17 protein-coding genes are annotated in these 18,673 nt (G+C 64.9%); 13 read left to right on the top strand and 4 right to left on the bottom strand.

Going from position 1 to position 18,673, the window contains the following annotated elements; genetic code table 11:
• Window position 1 precedes the first annotated feature (1 nt).
• The 7 genes from QHG62_RS15540 (at window position 2) to thiL (ending at window position 9,650) form a co-directional block, all read left to right on the top strand.
• Window positions 2-3,562: a hemagglutinin repeat-containing protein gene (locus tag QHG62_RS15540; RefSeq protein ID WP_281146529.1), complete on the top strand. Its 3,561-nt coding sequence runs from the start codon at window positions 2-4 to the stop codon at window positions 3,560-3,562.
• Window positions 3,563-3,835: 273 nt separating this feature from the next.
• Window positions 3,836-4,567 carry a barstar family protein gene (locus QHG62_RS15535; protein ID WP_281146528.1) on the top strand — a complete coding sequence of 244 codons (732 nt, stop codon included), beginning with the start codon at window positions 3,836-3,838 and terminating at the stop codon, window positions 4,565-4,567.
• A 24-nt stretch (window positions 4,568-4,591) separates the two neighbouring features.
• Window positions 4,592-5,197: a hypothetical protein gene (locus QHG62_RS15530; protein WP_281146527.1), complete on the top strand. Its 606-nt coding sequence runs from the start codon at window positions 4,592-4,594 to the stop codon at window positions 5,195-5,197.
• Between the two features lie 41 nt (window positions 5,198-5,238).
• A complete protein-coding gene (locus QHG62_RS15525; protein WP_281151669.1) occupies window positions 5,239-6,984 on the top strand; it encodes a ShlB/FhaC/HecB family hemolysin secretion/activation protein in 1,746 nt (581 codons plus the stop codon).
• 60 nt (window positions 6,985-7,044) lie between these two features.
• Window positions 7,045-7,461, top strand: coding sequence for a hypothetical protein (locus QHG62_RS15520; protein WP_348638665.1), 417 nt, complete (start codon window positions 7,045-7,047; stop codon window positions 7,459-7,461).
• 34 nt (window positions 7,462-7,495) lie between these two features.
• Window positions 7,496-8,548, top strand: a complete 1,053-nt coding sequence (locus QHG62_RS15515) for a hypothetical protein (protein ID WP_281146526.1) — start codon at window positions 7,496-7,498, stop codon at window positions 8,546-8,548.
• A gap of 142 nt (window positions 8,549-8,690) precedes the next feature.
• Window positions 8,691-9,650 carry a thiamine-phosphate kinase gene (gene thiL, locus QHG62_RS15510; protein ID WP_281146525.1) on the top strand — a complete coding sequence of 320 codons (960 nt, stop codon included), beginning with the start codon at window positions 8,691-8,693 and terminating at the stop codon, window positions 9,648-9,650.
• Here thiL and QHG62_RS15505 read toward each other — a convergent pair whose 3' ends face one another.
• Both QHG62_RS15505 and QHG62_RS15500 read right to left on the bottom strand, forming a co-directional pair.
• Window positions 9,651-10,361: a DUF3053 domain-containing protein gene (locus QHG62_RS15505; protein WP_281146524.1), complete on the bottom strand. Its 711-nt coding sequence runs from the start codon at window positions 10,359-10,361 to the stop codon at window positions 9,651-9,653.
• 103 nt (window positions 10,362-10,464) lie between these two features.
• Window positions 10,465-11,361 carry a LysR family transcriptional regulator gene (locus tag QHG62_RS15500; RefSeq protein ID WP_281146523.1) on the bottom strand — a complete coding sequence of 299 codons (897 nt, stop codon included), beginning with the start codon at window positions 11,359-11,361 and terminating at the stop codon, window positions 10,465-10,467.
• A 100-nt stretch (window positions 11,362-11,461) separates the two neighbouring features.
• Here QHG62_RS15500 and QHG62_RS15495 point away from each other — a divergent pair, with 100 nt between their 5' ends.
• Both QHG62_RS15495 and QHG62_RS15490 read left to right on the top strand, forming a co-directional pair.
• On the top strand, window positions 11,462-12,472 hold the full coding sequence (locus QHG62_RS15495) for a Bug family tripartite tricarboxylate transporter substrate binding protein (protein ID WP_281146522.1): 1,011 nt from the start codon (window positions 11,462-11,464) through the stop codon (window positions 12,470-12,472).
• Window positions 12,473-12,488: 16 nt separating this feature from the next.
• On the top strand, window positions 12,489-14,192 hold the full coding sequence (locus tag QHG62_RS15490) for an FAD-dependent oxidoreductase (RefSeq protein ID WP_281146521.1): 1,704 nt from the start codon (window positions 12,489-12,491) through the stop codon (window positions 14,190-14,192).
• Between the two features lie 18 nt (window positions 14,193-14,210).
• Here the strand turns inward: QHG62_RS15490 and QHG62_RS15485 are convergent, their stop codons facing one another.
• Window positions 14,211-15,680: an MFS transporter gene (locus QHG62_RS15485; RefSeq protein ID WP_281146520.1), complete on the bottom strand. Its 1,470-nt coding sequence runs from the start codon at window positions 15,678-15,680 to the stop codon at window positions 14,211-14,213.
• A gap of 135 nt (window positions 15,681-15,815) precedes the next feature.
• On the opposite strand from QHG62_RS15485, the gene QHG62_RS15480 reads away from it, so the two are divergent.
• From QHG62_RS15480 to QHG62_RS15465, 4 genes are all read left to right on the top strand, one after another.
• On the top strand, window positions 15,816-16,400 hold the full coding sequence (locus QHG62_RS15480; RefSeq protein WP_281146519.1) for a phosphatidylglycerophosphatase A family protein: 585 nt from the start codon (window positions 15,816-15,818) through the stop codon (window positions 16,398-16,400).
• Window positions 16,394-16,921: a CinA family protein gene (locus QHG62_RS15475; protein WP_432445531.1), complete on the top strand. Its 528-nt coding sequence runs from the start codon at window positions 16,394-16,396 to the stop codon at window positions 16,919-16,921. The genes QHG62_RS15480 and QHG62_RS15475 overlap by 7 nt, the downstream gene beginning before the upstream one ends.
• A 99-nt stretch (window positions 16,922-17,020) precedes the next feature.
• On the top strand, window positions 17,021-17,515 hold the full coding sequence (locus QHG62_RS15470) for a nuclear transport factor 2 family protein (RefSeq protein ID WP_281146517.1): 495 nt from the start codon (window positions 17,021-17,023) through the stop codon (window positions 17,513-17,515).
• Entirely contained in the window at window positions 17,512-17,829 is a 318-nt protein-coding gene (locus tag QHG62_RS15465; RefSeq protein ID WP_281146516.1) for a GNAT family N-acetyltransferase, read from the top strand. The genes QHG62_RS15470 and QHG62_RS15465 overlap by 4 nt, the downstream gene beginning before the upstream one ends.
• Before the next feature lie 21 nt (window positions 17,830-17,850).
• Here QHG62_RS15465 and QHG62_RS15460 read toward each other — a convergent pair whose 3' ends face one another.
• Window positions 17,851-18,633: a UPF0149 family protein gene (locus QHG62_RS15460; protein ID WP_281146515.1), complete on the bottom strand. Its 783-nt coding sequence runs from the start codon at window positions 18,631-18,633 to the stop codon at window positions 17,851-17,853.
• Window positions 18,634-18,673: the final 40 nt, after the last annotated feature.

Below are 18,673 nucleotides of genomic sequence, written 5' to 3'. Positions count from 1 at the left end.
CATGGCGCACACAGGCAAGCAGACAGCTGTAGCCGCCTCGCAAAGCCGGGAAGTCGGTTCGGTCATCCAGGGGCAGGACAACGTGCGCCTCGCGGCCGGCAATAACCTGAACATCCGCGCGAGTGCCGTTCAGAGCACCGACGGCGCCTTGGTTGCCACGGCCAAGAACGACATCAACCTGACCGCGGGCCAGACCACCACCAGCGTTGCGACGGCCACGCAGAAAACTTCCAACGGCCTGTTCAGGAAGAGCAGTTCCAGCACCCTCGACAGCACCACCACCACCGAGGTGCTCTCCAGCAGCCTGAGCGGCAAGGCAGTGGCTGCAGTGGCCGGCAACGACATCAACCTGCAGGCCGCACAGCTTCACTCTGATGAAGCCATGAGCCTGTCGGCCGGCCGCGACATCAATCTCACGACCGCCACCAGCAGCAGCACCGAACTGCACGCCAGCCAGCAGCGCACCAGCAGCACGGCCTTGTCGCGCGCCTGGGCCTTGGCCTCCGATGCCGGCGGGCCGGTCGGCGGCTACGGCAACCGCAAGAATTCGGGCAACAGCACCAGCGTTGATATCACGACCCAAGCGGTCGGCACCACCATCTCGGCCGGCAACCTGCAGACCGTCAGCGGGCGCGACACCACCTTGCAAGCGGCGACCGTCGTGGCCGACGGCAACATCACCATGCTGGCCGGTCGCAACCTCACCATCGAGAGCGCCCAGAACACCGAGTTCAGCAGCAGTTCCTCGGCCAACGCCAAGAGCGGCTTTATCGGTTCCTGGTCGCAGCCTGGGTTGGGCCACATCAAAGACTTCGGCGCCCAGACCACCAGCCGCACCACCCAGCAGGCCAGCCAGGTGGCCAGCCTGACGGGTGACATCACGCTGGTGGCCGGCAACGAATACCGCCAGACCGCCAGCAGCGTGATGGCTGCGGGACAGGCCGGCCCGCTCGCAGGCGGCGACGTCAACATCCTTGCGAAGAACGTCACCATCAACGAGGCCTTCAACACCGAGCAGAGCATGACGATGCAGCGCAGTTCCAGCAGCAAGCTGGGCGGCAGCGCGAGCTTCATGGGCATCAGCACGGACACGCTCAGAGGTGGCTCCAACACCATCAAGGCCATGGGCGACACCGGCGATGGCCGCATGCAGGCCCTGGGTGCCGTCAACCTGGCCATGAGCGGCAAGCAGGCCTACGACGCTGCCAGTGCGCTCGCAGGCGGAGCCGGCGGGCTGAGCTACGGGGTGAGCGTGAGCGTCAGCCGCAACACCAGTCAGGCGACCAGTTTCAGCAACAGCAGCGAGGCCGTGGGCTCCAGCGTAGTGGGCTCGAACAACGTCAACATCGTGGCCACGGGCGGCGGCAAGGACTCCAACATCCGCGCCGTGGGCTCCACCATTGCGGCAGGCAATACCGTCAACCTGGCGGCCGACAACGACATCTCGCTGGAGGCCAGCAAGAACACCAGCGCGACGGTCGGCCAGAACTCCAGCCATGGCGCCAACGTGGGCGTCACCTTCGGGGCCGGCGCGCAGAACGGCTTCAGCATCCAGTTGGGCGTGAGCAACGGCAAGGGCAAGAACAACCAGAACGAGACCAGCTACAACGCCACGCAGGTCAGCGGCGGCAAGGCCGTCAACATCGTCTCGGGCGGCGACCTGAACATGCGCGGCGGCATCGTCGAAGCCAACCGGGTCACGGCCGACGTGGGCGGCAACCTGAACATCGAGAGCCTGCAGGACGCGAGCGTGGGCCAGTCGCGCCAAAGCAGCTCGGGCTTCAACCTGAGCTTGTGCATTCCGCCGATCTGCTACGGCGTGGTGGCCACCGTGGGGGCCAGCGCCGCCGGGGCCAAGGCGGACGGCATCTTCATCAGCCCGGCCGTGCAGTCGGGCATCAAGGCCGGCGATGGCGGCTTCGACGTGAAGGTGGCGGGCAACACCGACCTGAAGGGGGCGGTGATCGAGAGCACGCAGGCGGCCATCGATGCAGGCAAGAACAGCTTCAGCACGGGCGGTACGCTCACCATGAGCGACTTGCAGAACGTGAGCCAGTCGAGTGGCAGCAGCTATTCGGTCAGCGGCAGCGTTGGCATTGGCTACACCACGGCACCGCAGGCTGCGACGGCAACGACACCCGCCACGGAGATGAACTCGGCGTGGTCGGGACCGAACAGCCGGCCCGGTGGCAGTGCGGGCGCGGGCAGCGTCAGCGGCAATAGCCAGACCAGCGTCACGAGGTCCGGCATCTCGGGAATTGCGGGCGACCAGAGCGTCAGGACCGGGGACAACAGCAGCACCGGCACGCTGATCAAGGACTGGAACACGCAGACCATCATCAAGGACGTGCAGGCGCAGGCGCAGATTACGGCCGAGTTTGGCCAGAACGCTTCACGGGAAGTCGGAGCCTACGCCAACCGCAAGCTGGACGAATCCAAAGCTCTGTACGAGCAGGCAGCCAAGGCAACTGACCCCGCCACCAAGGCCACGCTGTATGCACAGGCTGACGAGATCGCGAGCAACTGGAAAGAAGGCGGTGCATACCGCATCGCTGCGCATGCAGTGGTAGGCGGGCTCACTGGTGGCGCGGCGGGTGCGGCTGGTGCGGCGGCGTCGAGCGTTGCCATTCCGATGATCGGCGAACAGATCGCTGGGCTCGACATTCCCGTGCCGGTCAAGCAGGCAATCGTCATGGCCATGGGGGCAACGATAGGCGCCGCTGCGGGTGGTTCGGCGGGCGCGGCCAGCGCATTCAACGAGACGACCAACAACTACCTCACTGCCGCCAACCTGCTCAGCCGAGATCAGAAGATCAAGGCCTGCCAAGCTTCCGGAGACCCGGCATGCGAAGTGCGGATCTTGCAGGAATACGACGTTACGAGCGCCAAGAACACCGGTGAGCTCAAGCGGAGTTCCCTCATCGAGAAGCAGTATCTCGAACAGATGCGCGGAGATCTCGAACAGTTGCTCTTGAATCCGAACGTTAGCGAGGAAACCAAACAGCAGGCGAGGAAGAGCATCAATGAGATCAACACCGCGGTCAACGTGATCGAAAAGGCACCGGTGATCAGGGATGCCGCAGAGGTGGGCCTGATCGCCGTTGATGTGGCGCTACTGGGTGAACTTGCCGTCGCGCGGACATTGACTACTGCAGTTGTGAAGGAATTCGTGCTGAAACGCACGGGAACCAGCATGTCAGACTCTGCTGCGGCGAAGCTGACCAATGATTTTTATCGAGATGGTGTTGATGCCACCGCTTGGACCGTTGGCAAAGCTGGCAGCATGGAAAATAATGCGACAGGCCATTGGATTAAGCATGGTACTGAATTCCCTGAATTTCCTTCATTGGCTCAATATGCCGAAGCCGCGCAGAATTTTGTGGTTAATCCCCCAATAGGCACCCTTACAAAGACCGCAAGAAATGGCGACGTACTTCTCTATGACGTTAGTACAAACACGTTTGCAGTTCGCACAGCTGACGGGGTTCCAAGAACGATGTTCAGGCCAGATCCGGCAGCACATGGTTTTAGATCAAATATAGATTTTTGGAATTCAAAATGATTGACAAACGATCGCTGTGTCGTGTCTGTGGCTTCGACTGTTTCCCACTCTTTCCTTGGGGTGAGGATGGTAAAACCCCATCCTATGCTTTATGTCCAAATTGCAATGTTGAATTTGGATATGAGGATGTTACTGATCGAGGAATAGATTTGTATCGAAAATCGCACTCCATTGCCTACGATCGAAAAAGCAGCGAAGAGGGTAGTTCATGACTGCGAAGGTGATAGCCCATGGAAACATCGAATTCCCGGCCCCAAGAGCGAACAACATTGAATGATGAAAATAGGTCAATTATCCGTTCGCGATGAGACGGCTGAAGATGATGCTGTTTTAGGACTCGACCTGATTCAAGGCCTCCCGGAGTTTGCGGGAGACGGCGATTTTGGCGGGGGGAATTTGATTATCTCACTTCACGGCCTCAAGCTGCCTTATGTCGGATTCACGCTTCCTGATGGCCGTGTATTTTCATTGCTCATCGATATAAATGGCCGGCCCATTCAGGTTGCCAATTTCTATTGCGTCAAACTTCTTTCCACCCAAAATGATGTCCATCGATATTTGATGCAAATAGGTCGAACGAGCTTGCGGAAATTGAGAATTTTTGAAGCTTGGGCCGATGGCAATTCCTTAAGCTGGCAGGATCTTGATGGTCGATATTCTGATTTTTGGATTGAGGCCTGCATGGATTTGGTAAGTTCAACCAATTGGATTCAAGATTGTGTTGCTAATGAAGTAATTAATCTTAATCTTGATGGTCTGCGTTCTAAGGCGGATTTCTATTGCCTTCTGGGGGAGAGTATTTTTGGATATCGAGGGTATGCGGGTGGCAATCTGGATGCGCTATTCGAGGTACTGACGGTCAATAGGGTCAAGAAGAAGTTTTTATTTGAAGATGAGGAGAAGTTCTCGGATTTCTTGGGCGTGATTTCTGGCGAGGCGGATTATTTTTCGAAGTTCAAATCTGTCTTAGTGGAGTCAGGCTCCAGTTTCGTTGAAGGTGCTTAGTCAAATTTGTTTAGAGCGATATCAATGAAACGATCACACATTTCCCCTCACCGCATCGCCGCGTTGACCGCCCTCGCTGCGGGCCTCCTCCTCCTCCTGTCCGGCTGCGCCACCAAGCTGACCCAACCCATCACCGGCTACACCTGCTGCAACCTGCGCCCCGACTACGGCTGGGTCTCCAGCACCAACATGCTGGGCGGCCCCATCGTGCCGTTCGGCGAGCCCGCGGTGCTCGACACCATGAAGCGGGACCTCTACCTCTACGGCACCATCGGCAGCGACTACGTCTCGCTGCGCGACGACACATCGCGCAGCAGGGACGACATGCTGCGCTGGGCGCGCCAGATCGTGGTGCCCACTGATCCCCGGGTGACGCTCGCCAGCTGGAGTCCCGAGGTGCAGAAGGCCGTCTATTCCGCCAAGGTCGTGGTCGGCATGACCCGGCCCCAGGTGCTGATGGCGCTGAGCTATCCCTCGCGCAATGACACCAAGGACCTGAACGCCAATACTTGGCGCTACTGGACGGTGCAGGAAGACGAGCCGGTCGATGTGCTCTTCGGCGCCGACGGCACCGTCAGCGGCTTCTCCGGCAAACCGTCGGCGGTTCGCACGGTCGAATTCAGGCGCTGATCACCATGGTGCACTCCTCGGTCGTGCCTCGGCGCACGCGCATGGCGCTGGCCGTGGCCCTCGCCGCTTCTCCGTTGTGGGGGGTCGCGCAGCAGACGCCGACGACGCCTCAAGCCTTCATCGAACAACAACGCCAGCAAGAGCGCGAGCGTGCTTTGCGCGAGCAGAACGAGCGCACCGTCGACCAGCGCCCGCAGGCCGCACCACCCGCACCGGTGGCCCGCATTCCCGAGACCGAGGCCCCGTGCTTCCGCATCGACCGCGTGCTCTTGCTCGGCGAGCAGTCCGAATTGTTCCAGTGGGCGGTTTCCGATCTCTCGGGCCCCGAGGGCAACGATTCCCCCCTCGGCCGCTGCCTGGGCACCGCAGGCGTGAACGTGGTGCTCGCCCGCGCCCAGCAGGCAGCCATCGCGCGCGGCTTCGTCACCACCCGGGTGCTGGCCGCGCCGCAGGACCTGTCCACCGGCACCCTGACCCTCTCGCTGGTGCCCGGGCGCATCGCGGCCATCCGCCTGACGCCGGATTCGTCCGCGACGCTGCTGGGCAGCGGCGCCTTGCTGGGTTCGGCCATTCCGGCCCGTCCGGGCGATCTGCTGAACCTGCGCGACATTGAGCAGGGATTGGAGAACTTGAAGCGCGCCCCCACGGCCGAGGCCGACATCCAGATCGAGCCCTCGACCGCGCCCAACGCCAGGCCGGGCGACAGCGACCTGGTGGTCAAGTACGTGCAGACCCGGAAGTGGCGCGTGGCCCTGAGCCTGGACGACAGCGGCACCCAGGCCACCGGCCGCTACCAGGCCGGCGCCACGGTGTCGTTGGACAACCCCTTCGGGCTGAACGATCTGTTCTACCTGAGCGCCAACCACAGCATCAACAGCCACTTTCTCTCGGAGCCGAGCTACGGCACCGAGGGCCAGACGGTGCACTACTCGCTGCCGTACGGCTACTGGATGCTGGGGTTCACCGCTTCCAACAGCCAGTACCACCAGAGCGTGGAAAGCTTCAACGGGCCCATCACCTACGCCGGCAAGTCCAACAACGCCGAGGTCAAGCTCTCGCGCCTGCTGTACCGCGACCAGAGCCGCAAGACGACGCTGGCGCTCAAGGGCTTCCGCCGGGAGTCGCGCAGCATCATCGAGGACACGGAAGTGCCGGTGCAGCACCAGGTGGTGGGCGGCTGGGAGCTGGGCCTGAACCACAAGGAGTTCATCGGCGAGGCCACGCTGGAGGGCACGCTGGCGTTCAAGCACGGCACGGGCGGCTTTGGCGCCCGGACCTCGCCGCAGGAGATCTACCACCGCGACAACCCCGCCGAGCCGCTGGACGGCACCTCGCGCATGAAGCTGTACACGGCCGAGGTGAGTCTGAATGCGCCGTTCAAGCTGGGCGAACAGAAGCTGCGCTATTCGGGGCTGATCCGCGCGCAGTGGAACCGCACGCCGCTGATGTCGCAGGACCGGTTCGCCATTGGCGGGCGCTACACGGTGCGCGGCTTCGACGGCGAGACGAGCCTGATGGGCGAGCGGGGCTGGCTGATCCGCAATGACATCGGGTGGGCCATGGGACAGAGCGGAGCGGAGCTGTATGTCGGCGCCGACTACGGGCATGTCGGCGGGCGCTCGACGGCCGACCAACTCGGCCGCAGCCTGGCCGGCGCGGTGGTCGGGGTGCGGGGGCAGTGGAGCAAGTTGAGCTATGACTTCTTCATGGGGGCGCCCATCAGCAAGCCGGAGGGGTATCGCACGGCAAGGACCACCTTTGGGTTTAACCTCAATGCGAGCTTTTGAACCTCAAAAGGAATTGGAAAAGATCAAGCAGGCGCCTGCCACACCCCACCGATTCATCTGGTGCTTCTGAACGTCAGCACCCGATCACAACCACTGTCTGAACAAAACACCATGCATCCATTTCTCGCCAAAACCTTCGGCGGATTGACCCCCGCCTACTACTTCCGTCAGTTCCTGTTCGGCTTGTGCTTTGCGGCATTCTTCGTTTTCTTTGCCAGCCGCTCACCCCACATCATGTCGCTCGGGATGGCGGTCTTCCTGGTCGCGAACACGTTTCTCTACCCCTATTCGCGCTTCGTCTACGAGGGCGTGATCAATTTCTTGCTGGGCGCGAACACGTTCTATGTGAATGCCATCCTCATGCTCTTCGTCAAATTGTTCACGATGCTGGTGTGCTGGACCTTCGCCATCTTCATCGCGCCCGTCGGCCTGATCTATCTGTACGTTCATCACAGCAGGGCGACGCGTCAGAGCTGAACAGACTACCCCTTCAATCGCAGCCGCAGACCTCGTGCCCAAAGGAACCGCGAATCCGCAGCCGCTGCGCTGCCTTGTGCGCTCGTCCGACGGATGGTGGGTGCAGTTGTCGCGCAACGGCATCGAGCATCGCCACCTGTTCAAGTTCGGGGCGATCCGCAGCGAGCCGGAGGCGCTGGCCCTGGCCCAGGCCAGGCGCGACCAGCTCATGCAGGAGCATCCGGAGATTGCCCGTTGGCGCACCATCGAGCGCGCGATCTGCAACGGCAAGCCCGGCGGTGTCGTCTACGTGGCGGGGCCGGACAAACAGTCCAGCTGCTGGTGCGCTGAAACCCCGATGGCCGACGGCACGGTCATGCGCGAGACCTTCAGCATTGCTCGCTTTTCAAAGACGGCCAAGCAGCTGGCCATTGCCGAGCGCGAGCGGCAGTTGAACTTGATGGTCGCAGGCTTCGCCGTGAAAGCCGAACTGGATGCGGCGAGCAACCGCTTGGGCAACGGCCAGAACGACGCCGCCATGTACGGCATCGTTCGCCACAAGACCTATTGGCTGGTCAAGCTGGAACGCAGCCGGCAACGTTTCAGCAAGACATTCTCGTTCGCGAAGCTTGGCGGCGTTCAAGACGCATTGGCGCAGGCGCAGGCCTGGCGCGATGACATCGTCCGGCAGCATCCGCCGGTCATGCGGCAGCAAAGAGCCAACAAGTTACGCAGCAACAACAAGACAGGCATTGTGGGCGTCACTTGCGTGTTGGGACCCGATGGCCGGCCGCGCCAATGGTCGGCGCACACCTACATCGGGCCCGGCCAGCTCCTGCAGAAGACGTTCAGCGTCTACCGCCACGGCGAGGATGCGCAGACGCTGGCGATCGCCGAGCGGCAGAAGCAGCTGGCGCAAATGGAGGGCCGGGCGCGGTTGCATCCGGTCGAAGAGCAGGTGCGCAGTTCTTCTACAAGAAGAGCATCGCGGCAGTCTGTCAGGACCAATGGCCGGTCGAGCGATGGTGCTCGCTCGGGCGCACGGGCGGTGAGCGCAGAAGTCGCCGACAGCCATGAAGCCTGCCCCCGCAACGCAGAAGATGCCTGACCTGAGATATCCAAGCACCCATCTCTAGCGCGGCCCACGCGGCACGCTATTTCAGTTTCAGACCTGGTCGTAACCAAGGCATGCCTCGCGTAAGCAGGGCTGCCGTGCCTCTGAAGGACGCCGCAGCGCTTATGCTCGCCCCATGGGTGAATTCGACCTGATCGCAAGCTACTTCAAGCGCCCCGCCAAGCGTTCTCCGCTCGGTGTGGGCGACGACTGCGCATTGCTCGCGCCCGCGCCGGGCATGCAGCTGGCGGTGTCCTCCGACATGCTGGTCGAAGGCCGCCACTTTCTTTCGACGGTCGATGCCGCGCGGCTTGGCCACAAGGCGCTGGCGGTGAACCTCAGCGATCTTGCGGCCTGCGGCGCCAGGCCGCTCGCCTTCACGCTCGCGCTGGCGCTGCCCGGCGTCGACGAGCACTGGCTCGAAGGCTTTTCGCGCGGCCTCTTTGCGCTGGCCGATGCGCATGGATGCGAGCTTGTGGGCGGCGACACCACGCGCGGCCCGCTCAACATCTGCATCACCGTGTTCGGTGAAGTGCCGGCCGGCGCGGCGCTGCTGCGCTCGGGTGCGCGCGCGGGAGACGACATCTGGGTGAGCGGTACGCTGGGCGATGCGCGGCTGGCACTCGAGGTGTTTCGCGGCACGCTCGCATTGCCGGCCGATGTCTTCTCGCAGGCGCGCATGCGCATGGAGCAGCCCACGCCGCGCGTCGCGTTGGGCCAGGCACTGCGCGGCACCGCGTCTGCGGCGGTGGATGTGAGCGACGGGCTCGTGGGCGACCTGGGCCACATCCTCACGGCCAGCCGGGTGGGCGCAACGCTCGATGCCGACGCCGCCACGAGCACGGTGGCCGCCGCATCCACGCCAGGCCTGAGCATCGAGGCGCTGCGCACCTGCGCGCTCTCGGGCGGGGACGACTACGAACTGGTTTTTACCGCCGCGCCTTCTGCGCGCGCCGCGGTCGAGCAAGCGGGCAAGGAGAGTTTCACGCGCGTGACCCGCATCGGCCGCATCGAGGCCGAAGCCGGCCTGCGCATCGTGGACGCGAACGGCTCACCCGTTGCACAGCGCTTCGGCTCGTTCGACCACTTCGTCTGATCAGCCCCCGCGCACCATTGCCTGCATTTTGGTTTGCGCGGCATTGATGGCCTTGGAGTGGCCGTTGAGGTCCTGCAGCATCTTGTTGAGCTGCGCCTGCACGGCCGGGTCGGTCACGGCCACGGTCGAGCCCGAGACCTGGACCTTCGACTTGTTCTGCTCGAGGAAGTCGCCCACGGCGAGCGCACCGTCGAACACCGCGTCAAGCGCTGGAAACACTTCCTTGAAAGTAGCGGCCGGTGTCGACACGGTCTTGTCATAGGCCTTGTCGTAGACCTGCTTCAGGTCGTCGGGCTGCTTGAGCTTGGCGCGCGCTGCGTCGGCCTTGGCAAGCTCCTGGTCGAGTGCGGTGCGCAAGCCGCCCAGGCCGTCCTTCGCGGCCTTGAGGTCGTCGCGACGCGCTGCTAGGTCGGCAACGGAGCGCAGCGAGCCCTTGGCCATGACCTGGGTCATCGGCTGGCTGACGGACTTGTTCATGCCTTCATTGAAGTCGGCAATCACCGCGTAGTGCTGCGCGTAGTCGCCGAAAGAGGCTTTCTCATCGGCAGTGAGCGTGGGCACTCGCAGGCCCGGCTTGTCGAGTATGCGTGTCTGCAGGAAGCCGATGAATGCTGTGCGCTGCTCGGCCTCCTTGTTGCCGCAGGCCGCCAGCAAGAGACTGAATGCGAGGCAGAGCCACAACGCGTTGAAACGGATCAGGGTTTTTTTCATGATGATTGATGGCTTTCGCGCTTGAATGAGGCGCCAAGCATACGGCCGACTCAGGGCGCCAACACACGCGAACCGCGCTCGCACGAGCACGAAGAAGAAAGGCCTACAGCGATTGCTTCAGCACATCGATGAAGCTGCACGCCGCCGCCGAAAGCGAATGCCCGCGCTTGGTGACCACGGAGATGTCGCGCACCACGCGCGGCGCGCTGAGCACCTTGATCACCAGCGACGGATCGCCCGCGGCGCGCGCGAACGCCGAGGGCATGATCGACGCGCCCATGCCGCTGGCGGTCATCCACAGCGCGGTTGAAAGAAACGACACCTCGTTCACCACGTCGAGCACCACGCCGGCCGCGGCAGCGGTGCCGTCGATGAGCGGCCGCACGCCATAGCCCGGCCTCACGGTAATCACCGGGTGCCGCCCGAGATCGCTCCAGCGCACCACGCGCGCCTTGGCAAGCGGATGGTCGTTGCGGCACACCAGCGCCAGGTGGTCGCGCATGAGCCGCTGCGTCTCGACCTCGGGGCCGGGCCGCTCGGGCGTGCCAATGCCGAAATCCACATGCTCGCCGAGGATGCGCGAAATGAACTGGTCGGGCGCGCAATCGTTGACCAGCACGCGCACCTTCGGGTGCTGCTCCGAGAAGACGCGAATCGCATCGGGCAGCAGCAGCGCCGCAAGCGTGGGTGTGATGGCCAGCGTGACGCGCCCGCGCTCGAGCGTGCTGAGTTCGCGGAAATCGGCCGAGAGCGAATCGACATCGCGCAGCACGCGCTCCACGGTCGAAAGCATTTCTTCCGCAGCGGCAGTGGGCTTGAGCGAACGCGTGGTGCGGTCGAACAGGCGCGTGCCCAATCCTTCTTCCAGTTGCCGGATCAGCATGCTCACCGCCGATTGCGTGACGAAGAGCTTTTGCGCCGCTGCGCTGAGTTGGCGCAGTTGGTACACGGCAAGAAAAGCACGCAACTGGCGCAGCGTAGGACTGAAGTTCGCGTTCATTAGAAAAGATGATATTTGATACGGAATTCCTTGATTTACGGATAAATGCTGGCATCGTCCAATCGGCATCAAACAAGACCAATATTCAAGGAGTGATTCGATGACTACAACCATGGCCCACCGGCCCCATGCGCCCCGCCGGCAGCTACTGCTGCTGGGCACGGCCTGCGCACTGCTCGCCAGCACCGCACTGGCACAGCCCGCCGCCGGCGAGTTTCCCGACAAACCCATTCGCGTGGTGGTGACCTTTCCGCCCGGCGGCAGCGCCGACGGTGTGGTGCGCATGCTGGTGCCGCGCATGAACGAGAAGCTCGGCCAGCAGGTGGTGGTGGACAACCGCCCCGGCGCCGGTGGCAACGTGGGCCTTGCCTTGGTGGCCAAGGCGCCTGCCGACGGCTACACGCTGGGCGTGGGCGCGGCCGGTGCGCTGTCGGCCAACACGAGCCTGTATCCGCAGATGCCTTTCGACCCGCTGAAAGACTTCAAGCCGGTGGGCATGCTCGCGGCCATTCCGTTCGTGATCGTCGGACACCCTTCCGTGGCCGCAAGGACGCAGCGCGAATTGATTGCACTTGCAAAAGAAAAACCAGCCTCGCTTTCCATCGGCCATGGCGGCAACGGCACGGCCATGCATCTTTCTGCCGCGCTCTTCTCGCAGATGGCGGGCATCAAGCTGGTGGAGGTGCCGTATCGCGGCTCGGGGCCTGCGGCACTCGACGCACTGGCGGGCCAGATACCGCTCGCGGTGGTCGACCTGCCTTCATCCCTGCAGCAGATCAAGGCCGGCAAGCTGGTTGCATTTGCCGTGACAAGCCCGGCGCGGCTCCCCATGCTGCCCGAGGTGCCGACCGTGGCCGAGGCAGGGCTGCCCGGCTACGACTCGACCGGCTGGTTCGGCGTGGTGGCGCCCGCGGGCACACCGGCGCCGGTGGTGGCAAGGCTCAACGCCGAGATCAACGCCGCGCTGGCCGACGAGCAGAACAAGGCCTCGATGCGCAACCTTGGCGTGGAGCCCTCGCCGGGCACGCCGGAGGCCTTTGCCGCCTACATCCGCACCGAAACGAAGAAGTGGGCCAAGGTCATCCAGGACGCCCACATCAAGCTTGACTGAAAGGGTTGGACCAACCATGACGGACAAGACATTCGATGCCGACGTGCTGGTGGTCGGTGCGGGGCCGGTGGGCCTCACGCTGGCAATGGACCTGGCTTCGCACGGCCTCTCGGTCATCATTTGCGAAACCCGCCGGTTCGCGGAGCCGCCGAGCGTGAAGTGCAACCACGTGTCCTCGCGCACCATGGAGCAGTTTCGGCGCCTGGGCGTGGCGCAGAAGCTGCGGGGCGCAGGGCTGCCGGCCGACTATCCCAATGACGTGGTGTTTCGCACCAGCGTAACGGGCATGGAGCTCGCACGCATTCCCATTCCGTGCCGGCGCGACCGCTACACCGAAACCGAGGGGCCCGATGCGCGGTGGCCCACGCCCGAGCCGCCGCACCGCATCAACCAGATCTATCTGGAGCCGATCCTGCTCAGGCATACGGCGGCGCTGCCCGGCGTGTGGTTGCTGAACCGCACGCAGTTCACCTCGCTCACGCAGGACAGCGGCGGTGTGAGCGCCACCGCCCTCAATCTGGACAGCCACGAAACGCACACCATCCGCTGCCGCTACATGGTGGGCTGTGACGGCGGCAGCTCCTCCGTGCGCAAGCAGATCGGCGCGCAACTGGAAGGCACGGCCGTGATCCAGCGCGTGCAGTCGACCTTCATTCGCGCACCGCAGCTGCGCGCGTTGATCCAGGGCAAGCCGGCCTGGTCTTGCTACGCGATGAACCCGCGCCGCTGCGGCACCATGTTTGCCATCGACGGTCAGGAAACATGGCTGGTGCACAACCACCTGAATGCCGACGAGCCCGAGTTCGATTCCGTCGACCGCGACAAGTCGCTGCGCGAAATCCTGGGCGTGGGGCCCGATTTTTCCTACGAGATCATCAGCAAGGAAGACTGGGTGGGTCGCCGACTCGTGGCCAACCGCTTCCGCGAAGGCCGCGTGTTTCTTGCGGGCGATGCGGCGCATCTGTGGGTGCCCTATGCGGGCTACGGAATGAACGCGGGCATTGCCGATGCGCTCAACCTCTCGTGGCTGCTCGCGGCCTGCGTGCGCGGCTGGGGCGACGACGGCATTCTGGACGCGTACGAAGCCGAGCGCCTGCCGATCACCGAGCAAGTGTCGAACTTTGCAATGGAACATGCGCAGAAGATGATTCGCGCGCGCCGCGCCGTGCCGCAGGACATCGAGGCGCAGGGCCCGGAGGGCGATGCGCTGCGCGCCGAGATCGGCCGCGAGGCGTACGAACTCAACGTGCAGCAGTTCTGCTGCGCGGGCCTGAACTTCGGCTATTTCTACACCGGCTCGCCGATCATCGTGGCCGATGGCGAGCACACCGCGCCGGCCTATTCGATGGGCGGTTTCACACCGTCGACCGTGCCGGGCTGCCGCGCGCCGCATTTCTGGCTGGGCGATGGCAGGTCGCTCTACGATGCGTTCGGGCCGGGCTATACGCTGCTGCGCTTCGATCGCAGCGCGGATGTTTCTGCGCTCGAACGCGCGGCACGCGCCTACGACATGCCGCTCACCGTGGTCGACATCGACGCTGCCGAGGTGCCTTCCGCGTACATGCACCGCCTGGTGCTCTGCCGCGCCGACCAGCACGTGGCCTGGCGCGGCGCCCATGTGCCGTTCGACGCTTACGAGCTGGTAGCGCAGCTGCGCGGCGAGAGACGGCATCTTCAGGGGCGCAGGCGGCTGCTGAGGTGGGAAGGCGTGATCGCCTGAGCCGCACCGCACGCGCTCTCATCGACTGCGTGCGGCGGTCGCGAACCGGGTAACGAGCCAAGCCGCGAGCGCCGGTGCGAGCGCGAAGCTCGCGAACAGCCAGAAGGCAGCCGAGCGCGCGCCCGCCACGCCGCCCGGAGCGGTGAGGCCGGCGGCGTTCGCCACCAGCCCCGCCACCGCCGCGCCCACCGCCATGCCGTAGAGCTGCACGGTGGTGATGGAGGCGGAAGCCAGGCCTTCCTGCCCCGGCGGCGCAAGCGACATCACGCGCGTGACCAGGTGCGGCCAGCCAATGCCCACGCCCAGCCCGACGGCGCCCAAGGCGATCGCGACCAGCAGTGTTTCGGCACCCGCACCAAGGCGGCCATGCCCCGGCATCAGCGCGGCCAGCGCCACCAGGCCCAGCGTGCAAGCCACCGGTCCGGCACGCAGCATCCGGTCGGCGCCCGTGCCGCCGCGCCCTGAGGACAACAGCGAACCCGCGCTCCAGCCGCCGGCCATTGCCGCCGTGAGGTAGCCCGCCAGGAGCGGCGAATGCCCGTGCAGCAATTGCAGGAAGTACGGCACGAAGATTTCGGTGGTGGTGCCGATCATCAGCAGCGCCACGCCGGCATACATCGCACCCAGCGGCGTGCGCACCGCGTAGGCACCGGTGGGCAGCAACCGCACAGCCGCACGTTCGTCCACGCGAGTCGCCGCCACACCAAGTCCGAGCCCCACCGCCACCCCGGCGGCCTGCCAGGCCAGTGCGGGTGCGAACTCGCTCGCGGCGATCAGCAGCACCGACGCCGCCAGCAGGCCGATCTGCAACGCGGGAATGCGCGGCATGCCCACCGGCCGCTCGTGCCGCACGCCGGCAGCGGGCCGCAGCTGCACCGCCACCAGCAGTGCCTGCAATGCCGCCAGCGGCAACAACGACCAGAAGGCCCAGCGCCAGTGCCCCGCCTGCGCGAACAGGCCACCGACCGCCGGGCCGCAGAGCGTGGCCACGCCCCACATGCCCGACACCAGCGCCACCGCGCGAGGCCACAGCCGTGGCGCAAACACGAGCTGGATGAGCCCATAGCTCAGCGCGGCCAGCAGACCGCCGCCCACCCCCTGCACCGTACGGCCTGCAAGCAGCCACGGCATGGCCGGTGCCAGGGCACAGCCCATCGAGCCGGCGGTGAATGCCGCCAGCGCCGCAAGGCATGCACCGCGCGGCCCCAGCGCGGCGAGCAGGCGCACCGAGAGCGTGGCACCGACGATCGACCCAACCACGAAGAGCGTGGTGCTCCAGGCATACCAGTCGAGCCCGCCGATTTCGGCGACGACCGAGGGCAGCACCGTGGTCACGATGTGCACGTTGACCGCGTGCAGCGCGACGCCGCCTGTCAGGGCGAGAGCGCGCCAGCCGTTGCGGCCCCGGAACAAGTCGCCCCAGGCAGCAGTGGCGGGGCTGGAAACCGGCGAAGCGGAATCGGCGTCGGAGACGGGTGCGGCGGGCATCTGGTCGGCGCCTCGAAGAAGGAGGCGAATGTCGAAGGAGGGTCCGATACTAGGCCGCGCCCGCCATTTAAACAAGATAGTTCTTTGATTAATAGGGTCTTCGAGCTGCGTGTGGATGCGCGACACTTCGCTGTGATGCAAGCCGTTCCTCCGCCTCCTTCTTCTTCGTCGTCCCCTTCATCGCCCGGTCCCATTCCGGTGGGCGCGCCGCGCCGGCCTACCAAGGCTTTTCTGCTCTCGCACCCGGCACACTTCATTGCCCTTGGGTTCGGCTCGGGGCTGCCGCGCGTGGCGCCCGGCACGGTCGGCACGCTCTGGGCCTGGGCGGCTTTCGTGGTCATGCAGCTGTGGTTCACGCCGGCCACCATCGGTTGGGTGATCCTCGCTTCGCTCCCCATCGGGTGGTGGGCCTGCAGCGTGACCGCACGCCACATGGGCGTGGCGGACCCGGGCAGCATCGTGTGGGATGAAGTGGTCGCGTTCTGGATCGTGCTCTGGCTGGTGACGCCGGCCGGCCTGCTGGCGCAGGCGGTGGCGTTCGGACTGTTCCGCTTCTTCGATGCCGCCAAGCCGGGGCCGGTGGCCTGGGCGGACGGGCTGTTCAAGCAGCGCGATGCCACCGAGGTGCGCTGGTGGCGCGCGGGCTTCGGCATCATCCTCGACGACCTGGTGGCGGCGTTCTGCACGCTGCTGGTCATTGCGCTCTGGCGCGCATGGTGAACTTGATGGAATCCTCGGTCCCCTCCAACTTTCTGGCCGACCTGGACACGCCCGCCCTGGTTGCGGCCACCGCCGGGCTGCTGCTGACAAAGGGCTGGATGCTCGCCACGGCCGAAAGCTGTACCGGCGGGCTCATTGCCGGCGCCTGCACCGAACTGGCGGGCTCCAGCGCCTGGTTCGAGCGCGGCTTCGTCACCTACTCGAACGCGGCCAAGACCGAGTTGCTGGGCGTCGATGCGGCGCTGATCGAAGCCCACGGCGCAGTCAGCGAGCCCGTGGCGCGCGCCATGGCCGCAGGGGCCGTCGCGCATTCGGCAGCCCGCGCGGCGGTGGCCGTGACCGGCGTGGCCGGGCCCACCGGCGGCAGCCCCGGCAAGCCGGTGGGCACCGTGTGGTTCGGCTGGTCGATCGACGGGCAGGTGCGCACCGAGCGGCGCCGCTTCGACGGCGACCGCGCGGCGGTGCGTGCAGCCACGGTGCACTACGCACTGCAAACGCTGGCCGGCCTGCTTGGCCCCTAGAGCGGAACGCGCGCCGCGAATGCCGCCGTCTATGATTTCGCGCTACGCGGCATTTCGGCCACGCAGCCATCGCACGTCATCCATAAGAAAGACACCTCAATGACAGCAGCAGCCAATGCCCAGACCATCGAGCGTTTCTACGAGGCGTTTGCAAGGCTCGACGCCGCCGCCATGGCCGCCTGCTATGCAAGCGATGCGCAGTTCGACGACGAAGCCTTTTCATTGCGCGGCCGCCAGCAGGTGGGCGGCATGTGGCGCATGCTCTGCAGCGCAACCAAGGCCGGCGGCGCCGACGTGTGGAAGCTGACCTGGCGCGACGTGCATGCAGACGACACCAGCGGCCAGGCGCACTGGGATGCCCACTACCGCTTCAGCGCCACCGGACGGCTGGTCGACAACAGCATCGACGCGCGCTTTGGCTTTACGCCCGACGGGCTGATTGCCACGCACCGCGACAGCTTCGATTTCTGGGCCTGGTCGCGCCAGGCGCTGGGCGCCCCCGGACTCCTGCTCGGATGGACGCCGATGCTGCGCAAGAAAGTGCGCGCCACCGCGGCCACAAATCTCGTTACCTATCTCGCACGCCAACCATGAGCAACAGCAACAACCTCGCCATCACCAACAACGAAGCCCAGCACCGCTACGAAGCCGCGCTGGAGGGCCAGCTTGCGGCCTACGCCGAATACAACCTGCTGACCGACGCCATCATGTTCACCCACACCGAGGTGTTGCCCGAGCATGAAGGCAAGGGCGTGGGCTCGGGCATTGCGCGGCATGTGCTCGACGAGGCGCGCGCCAGGGGCCTGCACGTGATTCCGGTGTGCCAGTTCATTGCGGGCTACATCCGCAAGCACCGCGAGTACGCGGAGCTGGTGCGGCCGGACATCCAGCGCGCCTTCAAGATCTGAAGGCAGCGTGCGGCGCCTGGGTCAGGCGCCGTGGCACTTCTTGTACTTCTTGCCGCTGCCGCAGGGGCACGGGTCGTTGCGGCCCGGCTCCGCTTCCTTGCGGATGGTCTCGACCTTCGGGCCCAAGCTCTTCCAGAGCTGGCGCAGGTCGTACACGGCCCAGATGGCGGCGCCGAAATCGTCGAGCCGCTGCTGGCTCAGGCTGGGCGGGGCATCGTCGCTGTACATCGAGAGCGTGGGCTTGGCCTTGTCGTCCTCGGTGAGCGCAACGATGTTGTCGAGCGCATCGTTCAGCATTTGCGCGGCTTCCTTGTCGCGCGGCGCGGCCCAGTCTTCGGGCCAGTTTTCTACCGCGTACATGAAGCCCAGCGCCCACACCTGGGCGAACGAGGGGATTTCCTCGCCCTCGATCTCGGCGCGTTCTTCCTCGGGCAGCGACGCAATCGCGCCGCGGGTGTCGAGCACCTCGGGCTGCCAGCTGCGCTCGTCCTCGAGCGACTCCACGTCGGCGTCCAGGCCTTGCTCGATTTCGAGCCAGCGGCGCTTCCAGTTCCAGACAAACTCCATGTGCTGGGCCGGAACGAAGCCGTCGCCCAGCAGCACAGGCCAGTATTCAGAGGGGTCGATGGGCCGGCGGGTGCAGATCAGCGCGGCCATGAAGCCTTCGCAGAACTCCCATTGGGGAATTTCCTCGTCATGCTCGCGCATGGCGTCGAGCGCCTGGTCGAGAGCATCGAAATCATCAGGGCCGAGGGGCGTGGAGGCAGGCGCTGCGGCCTGGGGGGTGTCGTTGGTGGTGGTCATGGCAAGTTCCGGGCAGCCCTCTATGATGCAGCAGGCTCCG

Source organism: Variovorax paradoxus (genome assembly GCF_029919115.1).
In the GTDB taxonomy this organism is placed as follows: domain Bacteria; phylum Pseudomonadota; class Gammaproteobacteria; order Burkholderiales; family Burkholderiaceae_C; genus Variovorax; species Variovorax paradoxus_O.
Note: the sequence above shows the minus strand (reverse complement) of the source record. Positions and strands in the feature narration are given on the sequence as shown.